Source organism: Agromyces sp. NPDC029043 (genome assembly GCF_055564615.1).
The window spans coordinates 211,834-230,474 of sequence record NZ_JBVHVX010000006.1; the positions used below are offsets into that span (position 1 = coordinate 211,834).

The following is an 18,641-nucleotide window of genomic DNA, read 5'->3' on the forward strand; positions in this document are numbered from 1 at the left end:
ACCGCAGGGAAGGGCCCCGTCCGGCGATCGCCGGCGGGGCCCTTCGGTCTCAGGATGTGATTTCTCCTTGGGATGTCACGGATCGATCACGATGGTGCAGACCAGTGTGACCGGCTCGAGGTCTTCGAGCAGCAGCTCCACATCGTCCACCTCATCGGTGATGCCGTCGACATCAGGCGACGCGGCCGTGTTGTCGCAGTCGATGCTCGAGAAGGTGCCGCCGGGCACGAGCGAATCGACGCTGATGGTGACGTCGGTCAATGGCACATTGGTGAACGTGACCGTCGGTTCCGCGTCGTCGCATGCGCTCTCAGCGAGCACTGTTGCGGTCTGCGGATTGTCGGACGTCACGGCGTAGTTCTCGGGCTCGGTTTCCGTCACGGTGTACTCGCCCGCGTTGATGTTGGGCAGGCACGCACGCCCATCGGCGTTCGTGATGATTTCCTCAGGCTCCGTGAGGCCGCCGCCGGTCACGGTGAAGGTCACACCCTCCTGCGGCTGGTCCACGCCGATACCACCGGCCGCGTGCTTCATGGTCTTGTCGACCACGAGCGCACCGCAGTTGTCGAACCCGGTCGGTGCCGGTGCGATGAAGTCCTTCAGCGCCGACGTGAACGAGTCGGAGGAGCGACTCTTCAGGTACGCACTGCCGAACGCGGCACAGCCGGTGCCGGCAAGGGCATCGAAGTCGACCGTCGCTTCGCCGAAGGTGCGCGGTGACACATCGCCCAGTCCATCGGACTCACCCGCCGGGATCGCGGATTCGTTGATGCTGCCGGTTGCGAGGTTGGCATCGCTCAGGCTGATCCGGTCACCCCAGCATGGAGTGGCGTTCGCAGCCTCACACAGCGACTTGTTCCCCGTCGTCACCCACTCGGAGAGGAAGAGTTCGGGCGTCGTGCCGCCTTGGGCCAGGTCGTACTGGATGAGCAGGTCGCCGGCCAAGCGAACGGGCGTGATCCCGTTGTCGCTCAACTCGTCGGACTGGTTGAACTCGAAGTCCATGTTCGTTGTGCCCGAGGGCTCCTGGACTCGGTGCCAGAACATGTGCAGGAACTGGCCGTTCGCGTTCTCCTCGAGGTACAGACCGAAGCGGAGAAGATCGCTCTTGTTCGGCGGAATGCTCCCGTCGACCACGGTCGGGACTGCGGTGTCCTCCTTGGTGCCTTGTCCGAACGAGTCGTCGTTGGCCCCGGTCGGCTCGTCCGCCTTGACCGTGTAGGGATCACCCGCATCGGCGTCGGCTTCGTCCGACAGCGGCGCCGACGAAACGGTCTCCCAGTCGATCGACGGCGATGGGTCGTCTTGCTGGATGTTCGCGTCGGTGTCGATCTCGAAGTCACTGCCAGCCAGGCTCACCTCGGGGTGGGACGCCATCGCGGGGCCCGCGACGAGCGCGGTGGCTCCCAGAGCGACGAAGCCGGTCAGCGCTGCTGCGCGCAGACATCGCCTGCGGAATGCGATCCGCTGCTCGGGCGTGCGGGGTCGGGTTGTCAGGGGCATCTTCGCCTCCCGGGTTCGCAGTCTCGTCCGGTCCGGGCGGGCCGGACGTTCCGCTGCGGGGCGACGTGGCGGGATCGGGCTCTCGTCGTCGGCGCGTCCGGGACGGGGGTAAGGACGTCTCCGGGCGTGCATCGCGCCGTAGTGGTCTCACGCCGTTCCGCACGTTACTCCGGTCGCCGCAGCGCCGGAACACTGCATGAGCATTACTCATGTACCCAGATCGGGGTACACGACAGGATGTCCCGACCTGGAGGTCGAGACCATCCTCAGGGTGATGGGGGTCGGTTCTCTCGGCAGGGGCGCGCTCACGACCACACCCTCCAGGCGTGCAGGTCGGCCGTCGTAAGTCGAACCCCTTCAGCGCCGAGGTGAAGGCCCCGTCGGCGGTGCCGGCGGGGCCTTCACTGTCATGTGCGATCGAGCAGTTGCCTTCCCCCGATCACAGGCGTTTCCTTTCGATCACTCGCCGCTGCCGTTGTGGCCCACGGTCAGCCGTCATTGTCGATGGTTAGCACCGACGTCTCGTCACAGCTGGCCGCGATGTCCTCCTGGGCCGGGTTGGTGCTGTCATAGCTCACCTTCCACGAGAACGACCCGGATGCCGTCACCGGAGTGGTGTTGGCCGTGGACACGGTCTGCGGCGAGGCGCCGGCAACCTGTGCCGTCGTGCTGTAGATCGCGTCACCGGTGCAGTCGATGCTCGCGTACAGATCGAACGAGACGGTGCCCGCCAGGGCGCCACCCGCAGAGGCCGATACCGTCACCGAGTCGTTCGGCACCCAGTCCTGCGCGCTCGTGAGCGACGAGGGCACGCTGGTGACCACCACGTCCTCGTTCGCGTCGGAGCAGTCGTCATTGTGAGTGGTGCCCTCAGTGTTCGGCAGGTTCCCGCTGTACTCGGCGACCCAGTGATACGTGCCGGGAGCGGTGGGCGCGAACGCAGGCGAGTCGTAGGTGCCGTCACCGCTGACGTCCACCGGATCCGACGTGAACGCGACCGTCTCGCAATCATCCGGTCCGTACAGCGTGAAGGTGATCGTGCCTCCAGCCGCGGCCCCAGCAGTGCCGTCCAGGTTGATGACCGGGTCGGCAGGTTGGGTTGCGGTCCCATCCAGCGTGGCGGAGTCCGTCACCTCATCGCCGAGAAGAACATCCGCACCGGCGGTGGTCGCCAGGTCCGGGGTCACCGGGTTCACCTCGAAGCACTCGGTCTCGGTCGAGTCGCTCGACCCCGGGATACCGTTCTCGGAATCGCCGCTGAACTCGGCTCGCCAGCAGTACCGGCCGGCAGACGTGACGTAGGCGGTCGGCGAGGACACGGTCACTGGATACTCCGTACCAGCGAGGTCGGTCGAGCCGACACTTGTGCCGTCCTCGTCGCAGAGGTCCGGCGCGTCAACCTTGCAGAGGTAGAACGCCACCGAGCCCGCCGGAGTGGCAGTGCCCCCGGTCAGGCTGACCTCAGCAGAGTCCTGCACGGCCACGACGCCGGTGCCGATCGACAGACCGCCATCGGGGATGTCCGCGCCCTCACCATCCTTGGGTGTGGTCACCGTGGACGAACTGCAGTTGCTGATCGCCGGTGGGTCACCGAGGATCGTGTCCTTGTAATCGGCAGTGTCGGAGTTGCCGGTCACGGTGCTCGGAATGGTGTTGGCGAAAGTAAGGCACTCTGTCGACCCGTCGAAGATGGTCGCCGTGAGGTTGAGGGTGGCTTCACCACGGAACCCATCTGAGCTGTACGCGGCATGAGAGACCGTTTCGTCCAGATCGAGCGCCGGGCCCAGGGTGAGGTTCGGTGCGGTGCCGCTCCACTCGCGGAGGAACAGGTCGAGACTGCCACCCTGCTGGTCCCAGAGGATCATGAAGTCACCGGCCTGGCGGTTCGCCCACGGGTTGCAGTCGGCGATCAACTGGGCGTTGGTCTTCGAGTAGTCGCAAACATCAGGCGCAGGATCCTGCATGAACTCGTACGCGATGAATCCACTACCGGTGCTCTTGTCCCGCTCCCAGGCGAAGTACAGCCAGTCGTCCCCGGCGGCGTCCTTCGCGGTGTCCAGCCAGGCTTGACGCAGGTCGACCTGGGAGTTCGGGTTGGTCTCGCCGAGAGTGGGCAAGGCGTCGCTGTGGATGACGCCAATCTTCGTGGTGTTGGAGTTGAGTGGTCCGAGCTCCTTCACGTTTCCGAACGGGTCCGGAATCGGGTCGCCGGTGTCGTCATCCGGCACGATGCCGTCGATGTTGAAGGGGGAGTGGTCCGCGAGCGCCGGGCCCGCGACCATGATCGTGGCAAGAGTGAGACAGCCTGCTGCCACTGCAGCAAGCCCACGCCGTCGTCTCCGTATGGAGAGCTCGGGCGTGCGGGGTGGGGTTGTCAGGGGCATCATCGCCTCCCGGTTCGCAGTTTCGTCCGGTCCGGGCGGCCCGGACGTTCCTCTGCGGGCGGTGGGCGGACTCGGGCGTCCGTCGTAGGCGCGTCCGGTGACGGGGGTAAGGACGTCTCCGGGCGTTCATCGCGCCGTAGTGGGTCTCACGCCGTTCCGCAGGTTACTCCCGTCCAGGCGACTCCGGAACTGTTATCGAGAATCGCTCATGTACCCAGATCGGGTGTCATCGCATGCTCGTGGGCGGTGTCGTCGCGCACAAGCGGGTCCCGCCGGCGATGCCGGCAGGACCCTCTGTGTTGAGCCCTTGGCTGAGGTCGCCCTTTCACGGCCCAGCCGGATCAGGTCAAGGGAAATTCGGGTCCGGGATGAACGTTCCGACATTCAGGTGGATGCCGTAGTAGTTCGCTGCCGGAATGGGTCCCGAGCTGCACGGGTCGGTCGTGCAGGTGACCTTGCTGGCGAACAGGCCGGGTGACGGGTTGCCGGATGGCGCGGTCGAGTAGCCCTGGATCATCAGGTTCGCGCCGTTGTCGGCGTAGTCGAACCCTGGGAGCAGGTCGATCGTGACCGTCACCTGCCCGCCGACCACGGCCGAGATGGTCGCGGTGCCGACGAGCGTGGTCTGGCCGGCGTACACGTCGTACGTGTCCCCGCCGGGAGCGCGACCACGTAGGTCGCCCGGTTGCCGCCTCGGAGGTTGTAGCGGATCGTGCCCGGCCCGTCGTTGGCGGCCCATGCGGTCTCGCCCTGGAACACGAGACACTGCACCCTCACCGTGACCGACTCGCCGTCGCTCGCCAGCTCCCCGCTGTCGTCCGAGGTCAGCGTCGCAGTGTTGTTGTAGACGTGGTCGCCGCAGTCCTCGGCGCCGTAGTCGTCCCACGAGAAGGTGTCGGAGTACTCGAGCGAGTCGCCGTTCGGTGCCGTGAAGGACTTCTCCTGCGTCCCGAAGAGATCGCTGATGTCGGTCACCTTCACGGTCTCGTCGGTCACGGTCGCCGGGTCGCCCCAGACGATCGGGACGTCGTCGGACTCGTACGTCCCGCCCGACTCCGTCGTCGCGACGGCCTTGTTAGAGCCGCTGACCTGACCGGTGACGGCCTCGGAGTACGTGCAGTCGAAGCTGTCGCCGATGGCGAGGGTCACGGGGAACACCACGGTCCCGCAGTCGAGTGCGATGAGGCCGCCGACACCCTCGATCGTGAGCGTGTCGACGAGGTCGGTCACGGTGGCCGGCAGGGTGCCGTCGTTGAGGACGGTCACCGTTCCGGAGACGGTGTGGCCGGAATCCGTGTAGCCGTCGTAGGTCACGTCGACCGTCCAGTTGACCTCGCCCGTCTGCGACCCGCCTCCGCCGGGCGCGTAGAGCACCTCGGTCTTGTCCACGGACTTGTCGAGGCTCCAGTCGTGCCGGCGGTCGAACGACGTGTCGACGGTCTTCGAGACGTCGAGCGACTCCACGCCCTCGTAGTAGCAGGCGGTGATGTGGCTGATGTCCTGCGTGTCCACGTTCTCGTGGGTCCCGCTCGAACCGCCGCTCAGTTGCGTGACGTCCTGCCCGGCCTTGACCAGGAACGCGGCGACCGGCGGAACGGCGTTCGACCAGGAGAACGACTTCGAGTCGTCGAAGATCGTGATCGTCAGGCTGGTGATCCCGGATCCCTCCCACTCGTCGGCGGGATCGGGGTAGACGTAGGTGCCGTCCTCGCCCGTGTCGAGCTTGACGCCGAAGTCGAATCCTTCAGCCTGACACTCGTCGGTCGCACCGTCCGCCGCGGCGGACGTCGCGACCACGAGCGCCCGCGAAGGCGAGCGCGCCGGCCGCGGCAGCCGCGACCCATCGCTTCAACATGTTGGGTACTCCATCTCCGCACCCTCGCGGCGACGATGACTCGGGTGACGACTCGGGCTTCGCCTGACCTGCCTGTCGGCTGGTCGTGGTGCGGTCGCATCGGGTGAATGCTCGGGTTGGCCTCGTCGTTCGTGGGGCGTCGGAGGCATTCTGCGCCGCTCGAAACAAGATGAGAATCCCTCGAACTAGGGGTTTACGTTGCGAGAGGAACGTCGAGAGCGCAGCATGGTGCCATGACCGACCGCGCACGCGCCGAGCAGACCGAGGCGGCCCGTGCGCAGCCGACGCCCAAGCGTGGCGCGGTCCACGTCCTGCGCGCGAGCTTCGTCACCGAGGAGTCGGTCTACGGCGTCATCCTGGTCTCGGGCATGATCGTCGTCGCCGGCGGCCACGGCGACAGCTCGTGGACCACCTTCTGGACGGTGACGACCACGGTCATCGTCTTCTGGGCCGCGCACCTGTACGCGGGGACGGTGGCGTCGCACGGCATGGACGACCACCGCATGGTCGGCCTGGGGGAAGCCTTCCGCCACGCCTTCCGCCGCTCGCTCGGCATGCTCGTCGCCGCGCTGATCCCGTCGTTCATCCTCCTGCTCGGCGCCACGCGCGCCGTGCCCGACTCGATCGCCCTCTGGACCGCCCTCTGGGTCTGCGTGGGGGTGCTCGCCGTGCTCGGCTTCATCGCCTTCCGCAGACGCGGCGCGAGCCTCCTGATGCAGGTGCTCGGTTCGCTCGGCACCGCGGGCTTCGGCGTCGCGATGATCCTCCTGAAGGCGTTCGTGCACTGAGCCGCGGCGCCGCCGCGGGACCATCGTCCCCCCGCCCGGAGCGTGCGCCGATATCGTCGGCAGCGAAGGCGTCCGTCGACGGGGGAGTGCGCGCCATGACCGATCCGATCAGCACCGACGAACAGCTCCGCGCCCGCATCGCCGCCCTCGAGGCCGAGAACGCGAGCCTCCGGGCGTCGACGGATGGCGCGGTCGCCGGCTCCGCGACATCCGCCGCCGCCCCTCGACCCAAGCGCCATCGCGGCCGCACCGTCGCGGCCGTCGCGCTGGTGATCATCGGCCTCCTGCTCGCGCCGGTCGCGCTCGTGAGCGCGTGGGCGCGACTGCAGCTCGTCGACACCGACCGGTTCGTCGCGACCTTCGCCCCGCTCGCCGAGGACCCCGACGTGCAGTCGTACATCGCCGACCAGGTGACGGTCGCCATCGAGGACGAGGTCGACATCCCCGCCCTCACCAAGGACGTGTTCGACGGCATCCGCAGCCTCGACCTGCCGCCGCGCGCCGAGGACGCGCTCGGCCTGCTCGAGGGCCCGGCCGCCGAGGGCCTCAGCCGCCTCGTGGGCACCGCGGTCGACCGGGTCGTGACCTCCGACGCCTTCGCCGACGTGTGGGCGGCGGCACTCCGCGCGAGCCACCGGCAGTTCACCGCGGCGCTCCAGGGCGATCCCGACGCCGCACTCGCGATCGGCCCGGAGGGCGCGCTCAGCGTGCAGCTTGGCCCGGTCATCGAGGCCGTGAAGGAGCGGCTCGAGGAGCGGGGCGTCGGCTTCGCGTCGGCGATCCCCGTGATCGAGAAGAGCGTGGTCATCGCGCAGGCCGACTCGCTCGTGCTCGTCCAGACCGTGTACACCCTCGCGGTCGCGGTCGGCACCTGGCTGCCGTTCGTGGTGCTCGCCCTGCTGATCGCCGGAGTGCTCGTCGCGAAGAGCCGAAGCCGCGCGCTCGTCTGGACCGCCGGCGGCCTCGCCTTCACCATGCTCGTCACCCTGGCCGGTTTCGGCACCGCGCGACTGTTCTTCGTCGGCACCGTGAGTCCCTCGATCATGCCCGCGGGGACCGCCGAGTCGCTCTACGACGGGCTGACCGAGCTCATGGTCTCGACGACTGCCGCGTTCGTCGTGCTTTCGATTGCGGTCGCGCTCATCGCCTGGCTGTCGGGCCCGTGGCGCCCGGCGCGGGCCGTGCGGGGCTTCGCCGACGACGGGTTCGGCGCGGTGCGCCGCAGCGCCGAGGCGCACGGCATCACGACCGGCCGGTTCGGCGAGGCGCTCGACCGGTACCGGGTGGCCGTGTACGCGGCGATCGCCGTGATCGCGGCGCTCGTGCTGCTCGCCTCCCGTCCGCTCGCGGTGTCGACCGTGGTGTGGACGGTCGTGCTCGCGCTCGTCGCGGTGCTGCTCGTGGAGCTGCTCCGCCGCCCGCACGCCGCCGCCACCGTCGAGGTCGTTGAGGACGAAGGTCTACCGAGTACGACGGCCGGAGCGGGCGGCGTCGGCGCCGCCGCCGGAACGACCGCCGGAGGCACGACCGCGGCCGGGACCACCGGCGCGTCGACCGCCGAGGTCGACGAGGCGCTGCGTCGCGTCGACTCCGCACGTCCTGCCGGCTGACTCGCGGGCGGGGCGTAAGGTCGAGTGCGATGCAACGCACGACCATCGCCCTGCTGGCTGCGCTCGAGGCCACCGTCTCCGCGCTCGTCGGGTACGGCATCGCCCTCGTGCCGCTCATGGTGCTGTGGGCGACCCACTTCGGCCTCGCGGCACCGCTCGACGTGTTCTTCCGCGCGGCCGCCGACGCGTGGCTGCTCGGCCACGGGGTCGACCTCGACGTGCATCTCGACGAGGTCACGGCGGCCGGGCTCGGCATCGCCGGTGCCGACGCGCCGTTCGCGATCACGATCGCGCTGCTCGGGTTCTCGCTGCTCACGTTCGCGTTCGGCGTGCGGATCGGCCGCCGGGCCTCGGCGAGCGGCACCCCCATCGTCGGGGCCGTCTCGGCGGTCCTGGTCACGGGCCTGATCGGCGCCGCACTGGCCGTGGCGGCCGCGACGGAGCTGGCCCAGCCGGTGGTCTGGCAGGGGGCGGTGCTGCCCGCCCTCGTCATGTCGGCGGGCGTCGTCGTCGGCGTCGCGGTCGCGTTCGCGAACGGCGGCTGGGCGACGGATGCCGCGACCGGCGCGGTGCGCCGGGCCGTCGACGTCGTGCCGCCCGTGGGCCGTGCCGGCATCCGATCCGTCCTGCGCATCGGGTTCGGCTCGGCCCTCGGCGTCATCGCCGTCGCCGCGGTGCTCGTGACGTTGCGCATCGTGATCGAGTACCCGACGATCGTCGGACTTCACCAGGCGCTCGCCGCCGGCGTCGACGGCGGGATCGCGATCACGCTGGCCGAGCTCGCCCTCCTGCCGAATCTGGTGGTGTGGGCCGCGGCATGGCTGCTCGGCCCGGGCTTCGCGCTCGGTGCGGGCACGACGGTGTCGCCGAGCGTGACGCTCGTCGGTCCGGTTCCGGGGCTCCCGCTGCTCGGCGCCGTGCCCGCCGAGGGCGCACCGCTCGGGGTGCTGTGGCTCGCGTTGCCGGTGCTGCTCGGGTTCGGCGGCGCCGTCCTCGTCGCGAGGTCGGTGCCCGAGCGCCGCGACGAACCGTGGTGGGCGACGCTTGCCGTCGGCCTCGGGGCGGGCGCGGTCGCCGGAGCCCTGCTCGGTGCACTCGCCGCGGCGTCGTCCGGTGCCGCCGGGCCGGGCCGGCTCGAAGAGGTGGGTCCTGACGCCCTCCTCGTCGCGGCCTCGGCGGCGGCCAGCGTGGCCGTCGGCGCGGTCGCCGGGGCGTTCGCGGCGCGCTCGCGCGCCAGGCACGCCCGCGGACCGGTTTCCGAGCGGGAGCGCCGGTCGCCGCCCGCGGCAGCGGATCCTGCGCCGCCCTCGACGCCGACGCCGCCGTCTCCCGTGCCGTCCGCGGCCGCGAGCCCCTCCGACGAGACCGAGCCGCTCGACGGCCTGGTCCGCGGGAGCCGCTCCCGCTGAGGCGCGGCGGTCGCGCTCGCACGAGCGGCCGACCTCGTGTCATCCGCTCGCCTGCGCGCCCGGTACCCTCGTAGGGTGCTGAAGCTCGTCGTGCTGATCTCGGGCACGGGATCGAATCTCCGCGCGCTCCTCGAGGCGTCGGAGGACGCCGAGTTCCCCGCCCGGGTGGTCGCGATCGGCGCCGACCGCGAGGCCGAGGGGCTCGCGCTCGGCGAGGCGTTCGGTATCCCCGCGTTCACGGTGCCGTTCACCGCCTACGAGTCCCGCGAGGAGTGGGGCGAGGCCCTCATCGAGCAGGTGCGGCGATGGGAGCCCGACCTGGTCATCCTGTCCGGTCTCATGCGGCTCGTCCCGCCCTCGGTCGTCGACGCGTTCAGCCCGCACCTCGTCAACACGCACCCCGCGTACCTGCCCGAGTTCCCGGGCGCGCACGGCGTGCGCGACGCGATCGCCGCCGGCGTCACCGAGACCGGCGCGAGCCTCATCGTCGTCGACAACTCCGTCGACGGCGGGCCGATCATCGCGCAGGAACGCGTGCCCGTGCTGCCCGGCGACACCGAGACCACCCTCCACGACCGCATCAAGCCCGTCGAGCGGCGCCTGCTCATCCAGGCGGTCCTCGACATCGCGAACTCGCACCTCGACCTGAAGGAGCTCCGACCATGAGCGGCCCCGGCATCGACCCGAGCCTCTACCGCGACCGCGACGTCGTGCCCGTGCGCCGCGCGCTCATCGCCGTGAGCGACAAGACCGGTCTCGTCGAGCTCGCCGCGGCGCTCGTCGATGCCGGCGTCGAGATCGTGTCGACCGGCGGCACCTCGAAGGCGATCGCCGACGCCGGCCTCCCGGTCACGCAGGTCGCCGACGTCACCGGCTACCCCGAGCACCTCGACGGCCGCGTCCGCACGCTGCATCCCGGGGTGCACTCCGGCCTGCTCGCCGACCTGCGGCTCGAGCACCACGAGCGCGAGCTCGCCGGGCTCGCCATCAAGCCGTTCGAGCTCGTGGTCGTGAACCTCTACCCGTTCGTCGAGACGGTCGCCTCGGGCGCCGCGCCCGACGCGGTGGTCGAGCAGATCGACATCGGCGGCCCGGCGATGGTGCGCGCGTCGGCGAAGAACCACGCCAACGTCGCCGTCGTCGTCTCGCCCGACCGCTACGACGAAGTGGTCTCGTCGGTGCGCGCCGGCGGCACGACGCTCGCCCAGCGCCGCGACCTCGCGCGCGAGGCGTTCCGCCACACTGCGACCTACGACATCGCGGTCGCCTCCTGGATCGGCAGCGTCGTCGCCCCTGACCAGGCGGTCGAGGAGTCCCCCTTCCCGGCCTGGGTCGGCGCCGCCTGGACCAAGGATGCCGACCTGCGGTACGGCGAGAACTCGCACCAGAAGGCCGCGCGCTACTCCGCCGTCGGCGGCCGGCCCGGCATCGCCCAGGCCGAGCAACTGCACGGCAAGGAGATGTCGTACAACAACTACGTCGACGCGGATGCCGCGGTGCGGGCCGCGTACGACTTCGACGCGCCGGCCGTGGCGATCATCAAGCACGCCAACCCGTGCGGCATCGCCGTCGCGGCAGCAGGCGCCGCCGACCCGATCGCCGACGCGCACCGTCGCGCCCACGAGTGCGACCCCGTCTCGGCGTTCGGCGGCGTGATCGCCGCCAACCGCACGGTGACCCGCGAGATGGCCGAGACCGTCGCCGGCATCTTCACCGAGGTGCTCGTCGCGCCCGGGTTCGAGCCCGAGGCCGTCGACGTGCTCACGCAGAAGAAGAACATCCGCCTGCTGCGCCTGCCCGAGGGCTTCACGCCGCCGATCACCGAGATCCGGCAGGTCTCCGGCGGCCTGCTCCTGCAGCAGGCCGACCGGTCGTTCGCCCCCGCAACCGAGTGGACCCTCGCCGCGGGCGGGCCCGCCGACGACGCGACGCTCGCCGACCTCGAGTTCGCGTGGCGGGCCTGCCGGGCCGTGAAGTCCAACGCGATCCTGCTGGCGGCAGACGGCGCGTCGGTCGGCGTCGGCATGGGGCAGGTCAACCGCGTCGACTCCTGCAAGCTGGCCGTCGAGCGCGCCGGCGACCGGGCGGCGGGCTCGGTCGCGGCATCCGACGCCTTCTTCCCGTTCGCCGACGGCCTGCAGATCCTGCTCGACGCGGGCGTGAAGGCCGTCGTGCAGCCCGGCGGGTCGGTGCGCGACGAGGAGGTCGTCGCGGCGGCGACGGCCGCGGGCGTCACCATGTACTTCACGGGCGAGCGCCACTTCTTCCACTAGCCCGCTCCACCGTCGAGGTCGCAGTACCCTTGAGGTGAGGGCGCCCACGAAGCGTCCGCACCGCCGCGCCCACAAGGCGACGAACAAGGAGAACGATCGATGACGATCATGGACGCCCCCGTCCCCGCCCCTGCCCACGAGGTCCACGCCGCACTGCCCGTCGACGCGCCAGACCACGAACGCGTGCTCATCACGCGAGGTCCCCGCTCCGGGCTCACGATCATCGTCGCGGTGCACAGCACCGCGCTCGGCCAGGCCCTCGGCGGCGCCCGCGTCTGGCAGTACGAGCACTGGACCGACGCGCTCGCCGACGCGCTGCGCCTCTCGCAGGCGATGACGCTGAAGAACGCGGCCGCGGGCCTCGCGCGCGGCGGCGGCAAGTCGGTCGTCTGCATCCCCGCGGGCGAGACGCTCGACGAGGCGCGCCGCCACGACGCGATGCTCGACCTCGGCGACGCCGTCGAGTCGCTCGGCGGTGCGTACATGACCGCTGAAGACGTCGGCACGAGCGCTGAGCTCATGGCCGTGGTGCACGAGCGGACCCGGCACGTGTGCGGCCTGCCCGCCGAGCAGGGCGGCGTGGGCGAGCCGGCGGATGCCACGGCGGCCGGCGTGCACGCGGGCATCCTCGCGACACTCGACCACGTGTACGGCTCGCGCGACGTCGCCGGGCGCCACTTCGTGGTCGCCGGCCTCGGCCAGGTCGGCGGTCGCCTCGCGCGGGCGCTCGCCGCCGGCGGCGCCCGTCTCACGGTGACGGATGTCGCGGACGCCAAGCGCGAGCTCGCCGACGAGCTCGGCGCCACCTGGGTCGCGCCCGCCGACGCGCATCGCGTCGAGGCCGACGTGTTCGTGCCCTGCGGCCTGGGCGGCGTGCTCACCCCCGAGGTCGTCGACGAGCTGCGGGTGCGCGCCGTCGTCGGCGCCGCGAACAACCAGCTCGCCCACCGCGACGTCGCCCGGATGCTGCGTCAGCGCGGGATCGTCTGGGCGCCCGACTTCGTGGTGAACGCGGGCGGCGTCGTCTACCTCGACCTCGCCTCCGCGCCCGGCATCGGCCAGGAGGAGCTCGACCACCGGATCGCCGGCATCGGCGACGTCGCCGGCGCCGTGCTGCGCGACGCCGACGCCGCGGGCATCACGACGCTCGAGGCCGCCGAGCGCCTCGCTCGCACCCGCCTGGACGCCGCGCGCTGACCCGCGGTCCGACGGCGCCGGGGCGGGTCCGGCGCCGTCCGACCGGGCCCGGCCGGGCCGATAGGCTCGTGCCCATGACGCCCCCCGCGACACGTCCCCCGGCCGTCCCCGACCGAACGCACGCGCAGGCGTCGGTGGCCCGACGGTCGTTCGCGGCGCTCGCGTCGGCCGCCGTGGTGGCCCTGGTCGCGTTCGCAGCCGGCGTCCTCGCGGCGTTCGTCGGGCAGGGGCAGAGCCCCGCCGTCCTCGGCCAGGCCGTGCCGTACTTCTCGCTCGCGGCGGTCGTGCTGTGGGCCCTCCTGTGCGTCGGGAACGCCGCCGGAGCGCTGCGCGCCTGGTTCCTGGCGCTCCTGGTCGGCCTGACCTCGGCGGTGCTCGCGACGATGCTGGCCGCGAGCGCGAACGTGCTGTCGTCGGGGCTCGCCATCACGGCCGAGGTCTTCTCGCTGCTGCTCGGCACGCTCCTCGGCGTCAACCTGGTGTTCATCATCGCGGCGGTCCTCGCCGAGGTGTTCCTCGCCCGCCGCGTCGCGCGCGCGGTGCTCCGCCATCGCCCGTCGTCGGTCGCGCGCCATGTCGCCCTCGTGCGGATCCCCGCGTCGAACCTCGACGAGGGCGAGCTGACCCACATCGAGCGACGTCCGGTCGACCAGGCGAAGGCCGACGAGCAGTGGGACGACTACTGCGCCGCGCTGGTCGCCGAGGGATGGGACACCGTCGAGGTCGACGCGGCCCCCGACCTGCCCGACTCGGTGTTCATCGAGGACACCGTGGTGTTTTTCCGCGACCTCGCCGTGCTGGCCAATCCCGGAGCCGATTCGCGCAAGCCCGAGATCGACGCCGTCGAGCGCGCGGTCCGCGCGATGCCGGGCCTCTCGGTCGCGCAGATCACCGCGCCCGGCACGCTCGACGGCGGCGACGTACTCAAGGTCGGCGACGTCGTCTACGTCGGCGCGTCGACGCGCACGAACGCCGAGGGCATCCGCCAGCTCCGCGCCATCCTGGTGCCCCGCGGCTACACGGTCGTCGCCGTGCCCGTCACGAGGACCCTGCACCTGAAGAGCGTCGTGACCGCGCTGCCCGACGGCACCGTGATCGGCGATCCCGACCTCCTCGAGACCACGACGCTGTTCCCGCGCTTCCTGCCCGTGCCCGAGCCCGAGGGCGTCGCCGTCGTCGTGCTCTCGGATGACACGCTGCTGATGTCGGCCTCGGCGCCGCGCACGGCCGAGCTGCTCTCGGGACTCGGCTACCGGGTCGTGACCGTCGACATCAGCGAGTTCGAGAAGCTCGAGGGATGCGTCACCTGCCTGTCGGTGCGCGTGCGCTGAGCGCCGTCCGCACGCAGGCTCGGGTGCGCCCGATGCGGGGTCGCGCACGATCGGGTCTTGCGCGCAACATCGGCGAACCCATACTCTGAAGGGCTGGCCGCTCGGGGAACCATCCGGGAGGCCCGAGGTTCGTGACGACGACGCAGGAGGACGACATGCTGACCACCGACTACCCCGCCCGCACGGTCGCGGCGTTCGGTCCGCTCGTCCGCACGCACGTCGCCGCCTCCGCCACGGTCGTCGCCGGCTAGCTCCCGACACCGTCCTGCCGGCGGGAAGCCGGCCGTTTCCGAGGGACTCCACCGTCCCGTCCCATTCGCGCGCGGGATCGCGCGCGACGCTCTCGCGTTCTCTCGACGAGGTCCGCATCGACGCGACCCGTCGCGCTTCCCGGAAGGAACCGGCGTGACCGCCACCCACCACTCCCACCCTCCTCACGCGCAGCGCACCGGCACGGTGCGCTCCCTGCTGCGCCTGCGCGAGTACGTCGGCCCGGCGATGCCGGCGATCGTCGCCAGCACGGCGGCGTACCTGGTCGCCCAGCTCATCGCCCTCGCGATTCCGCAGGTGCTCGAACAGGTCGTCGACGGCCCGCTCGCCGACGGCGATCGCGCGGCGGTCGTGCCGCTCTCGCTGCTCGTGCTCGCGCTGGGCGCCGGCGAGGCCGCGATGTTCGCGTTGCGCCGCTGGCTCGTGCTCACGCCCACCACGCGCGTCGAGGCCCGCATGCGCAACGCGCTCTACCGCAAGCTGCAGGACCTGCCCGTGAGCTTCCACGACCGCTGGCCGAGCGGCCAGCTGCTCTCGCGCGCCGTGACCGACCTCGGGCTCATCCGCCGATGGCTGGCGTTCGGGCTTGTGCTGCTGGTCGGCAACCTGCTCGTGCTCGTCGCCGGCGCGATCATCCTCATCTCGATGAGCTGGGTGCTCGGCCTCGTCTTCCTGGCGTGCTCGGTGCCGCTCTGGATCGTCGGCTACCGCTTCGAGGGCCGGTACTCCGAGGTGTCCCGGCGAAGCCAGGACCAGTCGGGCGACCTCGCGACCGCGGTCGAGGAGTCGGTGCACGGCATCCGCGTGCTGAAGGCCTTCGGCCGTGGCAAGCACGCGCTCAGCTCCTTCCGTGAGCGCGCCGAGCAGCTGCGCTCGACCGAGATGGAGAAGGCGCGCCTCGACGCCAGCATCTGGGTGTGGATCCTCGTCGTCCCCGCGGTCGCGCTCGCGATCTGCCTCGTGCTCGGCGTCTGGCTCGCATCGCAGGGCGAGCTCACCGTGGGCCAGCTCGTCGCGTTCTTCGCCACCGCCGCGGTGCTCGCCTGGCCGATCGAGTCGATCGGGTTCCTCCTCGCCTTCTCGCTCGACGCGCGCACGGCGACCGATCGCTTCTTCGACATCCTCGACAGCGAGAACACGATCACCGATCCCGAACGTCCGGCGTCGATCGAGCGCCCGCGGGGCGAGCTGGCCTTCACGGACGTGCACTTCCGGTACCAGGACTCGCCCGAGCGGCAGGCCGACCTGCTCGACGGCGTCGACCTCGTGCTGGAGCCGGGCGAGACGATGGCGCTCGTCGGCCTCACGGGCTCGGGCAAGACCACGATGACCGCGCTCGCGACGAGGCTCTACGACGTCACGTCGGGCTCGGTGACGCTCGACGGCGTCGACGTGCGCGCGCTCACGCGCGAGGAGCTCCGCCGCCACCTCGCGATGGCCTTCGAGGACGCGACGCTGTTCTCGGCGTCGGTGCGCGAGAACGTGCTGCTCGGCCGTCCCGAGCTGGCCGGCGCGGCGGCATCCGACCCGCACGTCGCGGCCGAGGCCGAACGCGTCCTCCGCGATGCGCTGCGCATCGCGCAGGCCGGGTTCGTGTACGGGCTGCCCGACGGCGTCGACACGAAGGTCGGCGAGGAGGGCATGAGCCTCTCGGGCGGCCAGCGCCAGCGGCTCGCGCTCGCGCGCGCGGTCGCGGCCGAACCCGCGGTGCTCGTGCTCGACGACCCCCTCTCGGCGCTCGACGTGGCGACCGAGGCGAAGGTCGAGGCCGAGCTGCGGCGGGTCCTGGCCGGCACGACCGCGCTGATCGTCGCGCACCGGCCGTCGACGGTCATGCTCGCCGACCGCGTGGCCCTCCTCGAGGACGGGCGCGTCACCGCGGTCGGCACCCACTCCGAGCTGCTGCGCGAGTCCGACCACTACCGCTACGTGATCTCGAGCCTCGTCGACGAGGAGCGTCGCGCGCAGGCCGAGGCATCCGACCTGATCGACGACGACGAGCGTCTCGAGACGCGTCCGGCTGCAACGGACGCGTCCCGGCCACCGGAGGACATCGCACGAGAGGAGGCGATCCGATGAGCACCGTCGACGGCGTCCAGGGCGAGGAGCGCCACGAGTACACCAGGGCCGAGTCGCGTCAGCTGCGCGGCCGCAGCCTGCGCCTGCTCGGGTCGCTGCTGCACCCGCTGCGCGCGCAACTGTGGCTCACGATGGCGATCGTCGTGGTGTCGACGGGCGCGCAGGTCGCGGGCCCCGCGCTCATCGCGTACGGCATCGACCAGGGTCTCCCGGCCCTCATGCGCCAGGAGTGGATGCCCGTCGCGCTCGCCGGCCTCGCGTACCTCGCGACCGGCGCCGTCGGCGCGTTCCTGATCGCGTGGTACATCCGGCTGGCCGCGCGGATCAGCCAGGCCGTGCTCATCGACCTGCGCACGCGGGTGTTCCTGCACACGCAGAAGCTCTCCCTCGAGTTCCACGAGTCGTACACCTCGGGCCGCATCATCTCGCGGCAGACGAGCGACCTCGACGCGATCCGGGAACTGCTCGACGAGGGCATCAACCAGCTCGTGCGCGGCGTGCTCTACATGGTGTTCACGGCGATCGCGCTCGTGTGGCTCGACTGGGTCTCGGGGCTCGTGCTCGTCGCGGCCATGCTCCCGCTCGCGCTGCTCACGCGGTGGTTCCAGGTGCGCTCGCAGCGGCTCTTCCGCCGGTCGCGCGTCGCGAGCGCCAGCCTCATCGTGCAGTTCGTCGAGACGATGACCGGGATCCGCGCGGTGCAGGCGTTCCGCACCGAGGCGCGCAACGAGCGCCGGTTCGGCGAGCTCACCGAGGAGTACCGCGAGGTGAACGCGCGCGTGCTCGGCCTGTTCGCGATCTACAACCCGTCGCTCGCGCTCATCGGCAACATCGCCGTCGCGGTCGTGCTGCTGGTGGGCGGCTTCCGGGTGGTCGACGGCGGCCTCGAGGTGGGCGTGCTGCTCGCGGCGGTGCTGTACACCAAGCGCTTCTTCGACCCGATGGAGGAGCTCGCGATGTTCTACAACTCCTACCAGTCGGCGGCCTCGGCGCTCGAGAAGATCTCGGGCGTGCTCGAGGAGCAGCCGAGCGTGCCCGACCCGACCGACCCGGTCGACCTGTGGTCGGCCGACGGTCGCGTGCGGTTCGAGGGCGTCGAGTTCGCGTACACGCGGGACCGCGTGGTGCTGCCGCGGTTCGACCTCGAGATCCCGGCCGGGCAGACGGTCGCGCTCGTCGGCTCGACGGGCGCCGGCAAGTCGACGCTCGCGAAGCTCATCTCCCGGTTCTACGACCCGAGCGACGGCGTCGTCGAGCTCGACGGGGTCGACCTGCGCCGGATGCACCCGAAGGACCTGCGCCGCGCGATCGTGATGGTCACGCAGGAGGCGTACCTCTTCTCGGGTTCGGTCGCCGACAACATCGCGCTCGGCAAGCCCGACGCGACGCCCGACGAGATCGTCGCGGCGGCGAAGGCGGTCGGCGCGCACGAGTTCATCGGGGGCCTGCCGAACGGGTACGACACCGACGTGAACAAGCGCGGCGGGCGCGTCTCGGCGGGGCAGCGGCAGCTCATCTCGTTCGCACGCGCGTTCCTCGCCGATCCCGCGGTGCTGATCCTCGACGAGGCGACGAGCTCCCTCGACATCCCGAGCGAGCGGATGGTCCAGGAGGGCCTGCAGACGCTGCTGGCCGATCGCACGGCGGTGATCATCGCGCACCGCCTGTCGACGGTCGCGATCGCCGACCGGGTGCTGGTCATGGAGCACGGCCGCATCGTCGAGGACGGCGCGCCCGCCGACCTCATCGGCGGCACGGGCCGGTTCGCGGCGTTGCACGCGGCCTGGCGCGACTCGCTCGTGTAGGCGGCGAGGGGGGGGGGGGGGGGGGGGGGGGCACCCCCCCCCCCCCCCCCCCCCAGACCCGGGGGGGGAAACAAAAGGGGGGGGGGGGCGGATTGTTGCCAACGCCCGTGGTGTCCCCCCTTGCCTCCCCCCTCCCC

Annotated in this window: 13 protein-coding genes; 9 read left to right on the forward strand and 4 right to left on the reverse strand. The window is 71.2% G+C overall.

The annotated features are described in order from the left end of the window. Window positions 1-75: 75 nt before the first annotated feature. The 4 genes from ACZ4TW_RS10485 to ACZ4TW_RS10500 all read right to left on the reverse strand — a co-directional run bounded on the left by ACZ4TW_RS10485 (window position 76) and on the right by ACZ4TW_RS10500 (window position 5,684). Window positions 76-1,503 (reverse strand): SpaA isopeptide-forming pilin-related protein, encoded by a 1,428-nt coding sequence (locus tag ACZ4TW_RS10485; protein WP_465542654.1) that lies wholly within the window; start codon window positions 1,501-1,503, stop codon window positions 76-78. Between the two features lie 488 nt (window positions 1,504-1,991). After that, window positions 1,992-3,785, reverse strand: a complete 1,794-nt coding sequence (locus tag ACZ4TW_RS10490; protein WP_465542655.1) for a hemagglutinin — start codon at window positions 3,783-3,785, stop codon at window positions 1,992-1,994. A gap of 448 nt (window positions 3,786-4,233) precedes the next feature. Beyond that, the gene (locus ACZ4TW_RS10495; protein ID WP_465542656.1) at window positions 4,234-4,479 is read right to left on the reverse strand and encodes a hypothetical protein; all 246 of its coding nucleotides are present in this window, start codon (window positions 4,477-4,479) and stop codon (window positions 4,234-4,236) included. Continuing rightward, the gene (locus ACZ4TW_RS10500; RefSeq protein ID WP_465542657.1) at window positions 4,461-5,684 is read right to left on the reverse strand and encodes a hypothetical protein; all 1,224 of its coding nucleotides are present in this window, start codon (window positions 5,682-5,684) and stop codon (window positions 4,461-4,463) included. Before ACZ4TW_RS10500 ends, ACZ4TW_RS10495 begins: the two co-directional genes overlap by 19 nt. 291 nt (window positions 5,685-5,975) lie before the next feature. On the opposite strand from ACZ4TW_RS10500, the gene ACZ4TW_RS10505 reads away from it, so the two are divergent. From ACZ4TW_RS10505 to ACZ4TW_RS10545, 9 genes are all read left to right on the forward strand, one after another. Continuing rightward, on the forward strand, window positions 5,976-6,530 hold the full coding sequence (locus ACZ4TW_RS10505) for a hypothetical protein (RefSeq protein WP_465542658.1): 555 nt from the start codon (window positions 5,976-5,978) through the stop codon (window positions 6,528-6,530). A gap of 95 nt (window positions 6,531-6,625) precedes the next feature. After that, entirely contained in the window at window positions 6,626-8,140 is a 1,515-nt protein-coding gene (locus ACZ4TW_RS10510; RefSeq protein ID WP_465542659.1) for a hypothetical protein, read from the forward strand. Between the two features lie 29 nt (window positions 8,141-8,169). Then, entirely contained in the window at window positions 8,170-9,549 is a 1,380-nt protein-coding gene (locus ACZ4TW_RS10515; RefSeq protein WP_465542660.1) for a cell division protein PerM, read from the forward strand. Between the two features lie 75 nt (window positions 9,550-9,624). Then, on the forward strand, window positions 9,625-10,215 hold the full coding sequence (purN, locus tag ACZ4TW_RS10520) for a phosphoribosylglycinamide formyltransferase (RefSeq protein WP_465542661.1): 591 nt from the start codon (window positions 9,625-9,627) through the stop codon (window positions 10,213-10,215). Then, complete coding sequence (purH, locus tag ACZ4TW_RS10525) at window positions 10,212-11,822, forward strand: bifunctional phosphoribosylaminoimidazolecarboxamide formyltransferase/IMP cyclohydrolase (protein ID WP_465542662.1); 1,611 nt, start codon at window positions 10,212-10,214, stop codon at window positions 11,820-11,822. Before purN ends, purH begins: the two co-directional genes overlap by 4 nt. Window positions 11,823-11,921: 99 nt before the next feature. After that, a complete protein-coding gene (locus tag ACZ4TW_RS10530) occupies window positions 11,922-13,019 on the forward strand; it encodes a Glu/Leu/Phe/Val dehydrogenase dimerization domain-containing protein (RefSeq protein WP_465542663.1) in 1,098 nt (365 codons plus the stop codon). A 74-nt stretch (window positions 13,020-13,093) separates the two neighbouring features. Beyond that, on the forward strand, window positions 13,094-14,350 hold the full coding sequence (gene ddaH / locus ACZ4TW_RS10535; protein WP_465542664.1) for a dimethylargininase: 1,257 nt from the start codon (window positions 13,094-13,096) through the stop codon (window positions 14,348-14,350). Window positions 14,351-14,848: 498 nt separating this feature from the next. Next, the gene (locus tag ACZ4TW_RS10540; RefSeq protein ID WP_465542673.1) at window positions 14,849-16,699 is read left to right on the forward strand and encodes an ABC transporter ATP-binding protein; all 1,851 of its coding nucleotides are present in this window, start codon (window positions 14,849-14,851) and stop codon (window positions 16,697-16,699) included. Beyond that, a complete protein-coding gene (locus ACZ4TW_RS10545) occupies window positions 16,696-18,504 on the forward strand; it encodes an ABC transporter ATP-binding protein (protein WP_465542665.1) in 1,809 nt (602 codons plus the stop codon). The genes ACZ4TW_RS10540 and ACZ4TW_RS10545 overlap by 4 nt, the downstream gene beginning before the upstream one ends. Window positions 18,505-18,641 lie beyond the last annotated feature (137 nt).

Excerpts from the sequence above, each read along its gene's own strand:
- ACZ4TW_RS10505 (WP_465542658.1), top strand. The coding sequence starts at position 5,976 with ATGACCGACCGCGCACGCGCCGAGCAGACCGAGGCGGCCCGTGCGCAG.
- ACZ4TW_RS10510 (WP_465542659.1), top strand. The coding sequence starts at position 6,626 with ATGACCGATCCGATCAGCACCGACGAACAGCTCCGCGCCCGCATCGCC.
- ACZ4TW_RS10545 (WP_465542665.1), top strand. The coding sequence starts at position 16,696 with ATGAGCACCGTCGACGGCGTCCAGGGCGAGGAGCGCCACGAGTACACC.
- purH (WP_465542662.1), top strand. The coding sequence starts at position 10,212 with ATGAGCGGCCCCGGCATCGACCCGAGCCTCTACCGCGACCGCGACGTC.
- ddaH (WP_465542664.1), top strand. The coding sequence starts at position 13,094 with ATGACGCCCCCCGCGACACGTCCCCCGGCCGTCCCCGACCGAACGCAC.
- ACZ4TW_RS10540 (WP_465542673.1), top strand. The coding sequence starts at position 14,849 with ATGCCGGCGATCGTCGCCAGCACGGCGGCGTACCTGGTCGCCCAGCTC.
- ACZ4TW_RS10485 (WP_465542654.1), bottom strand. The coding sequence starts at position 1,503 with ATGCCCCTGACAACCCGACCCCGCACGCCCGAGCAGCGGATCGCATTC.
- ACZ4TW_RS10530 (WP_465542663.1), top strand. The coding sequence starts at position 11,922 with ATGACGATCATGGACGCCCCCGTCCCCGCCCCTGCCCACGAGGTCCAC.
- ACZ4TW_RS10490 (WP_465542655.1), bottom strand. The coding sequence starts at position 3,785 with ATGGTCGCGGGCCCGGCGCTCGCGGACCACTCCCCCTTCAACATCGAC.
- ACZ4TW_RS10515 (WP_465542660.1), top strand. The coding sequence starts at position 8,170 with ATGCAACGCACGACCATCGCCCTGCTGGCTGCGCTCGAGGCCACCGTC.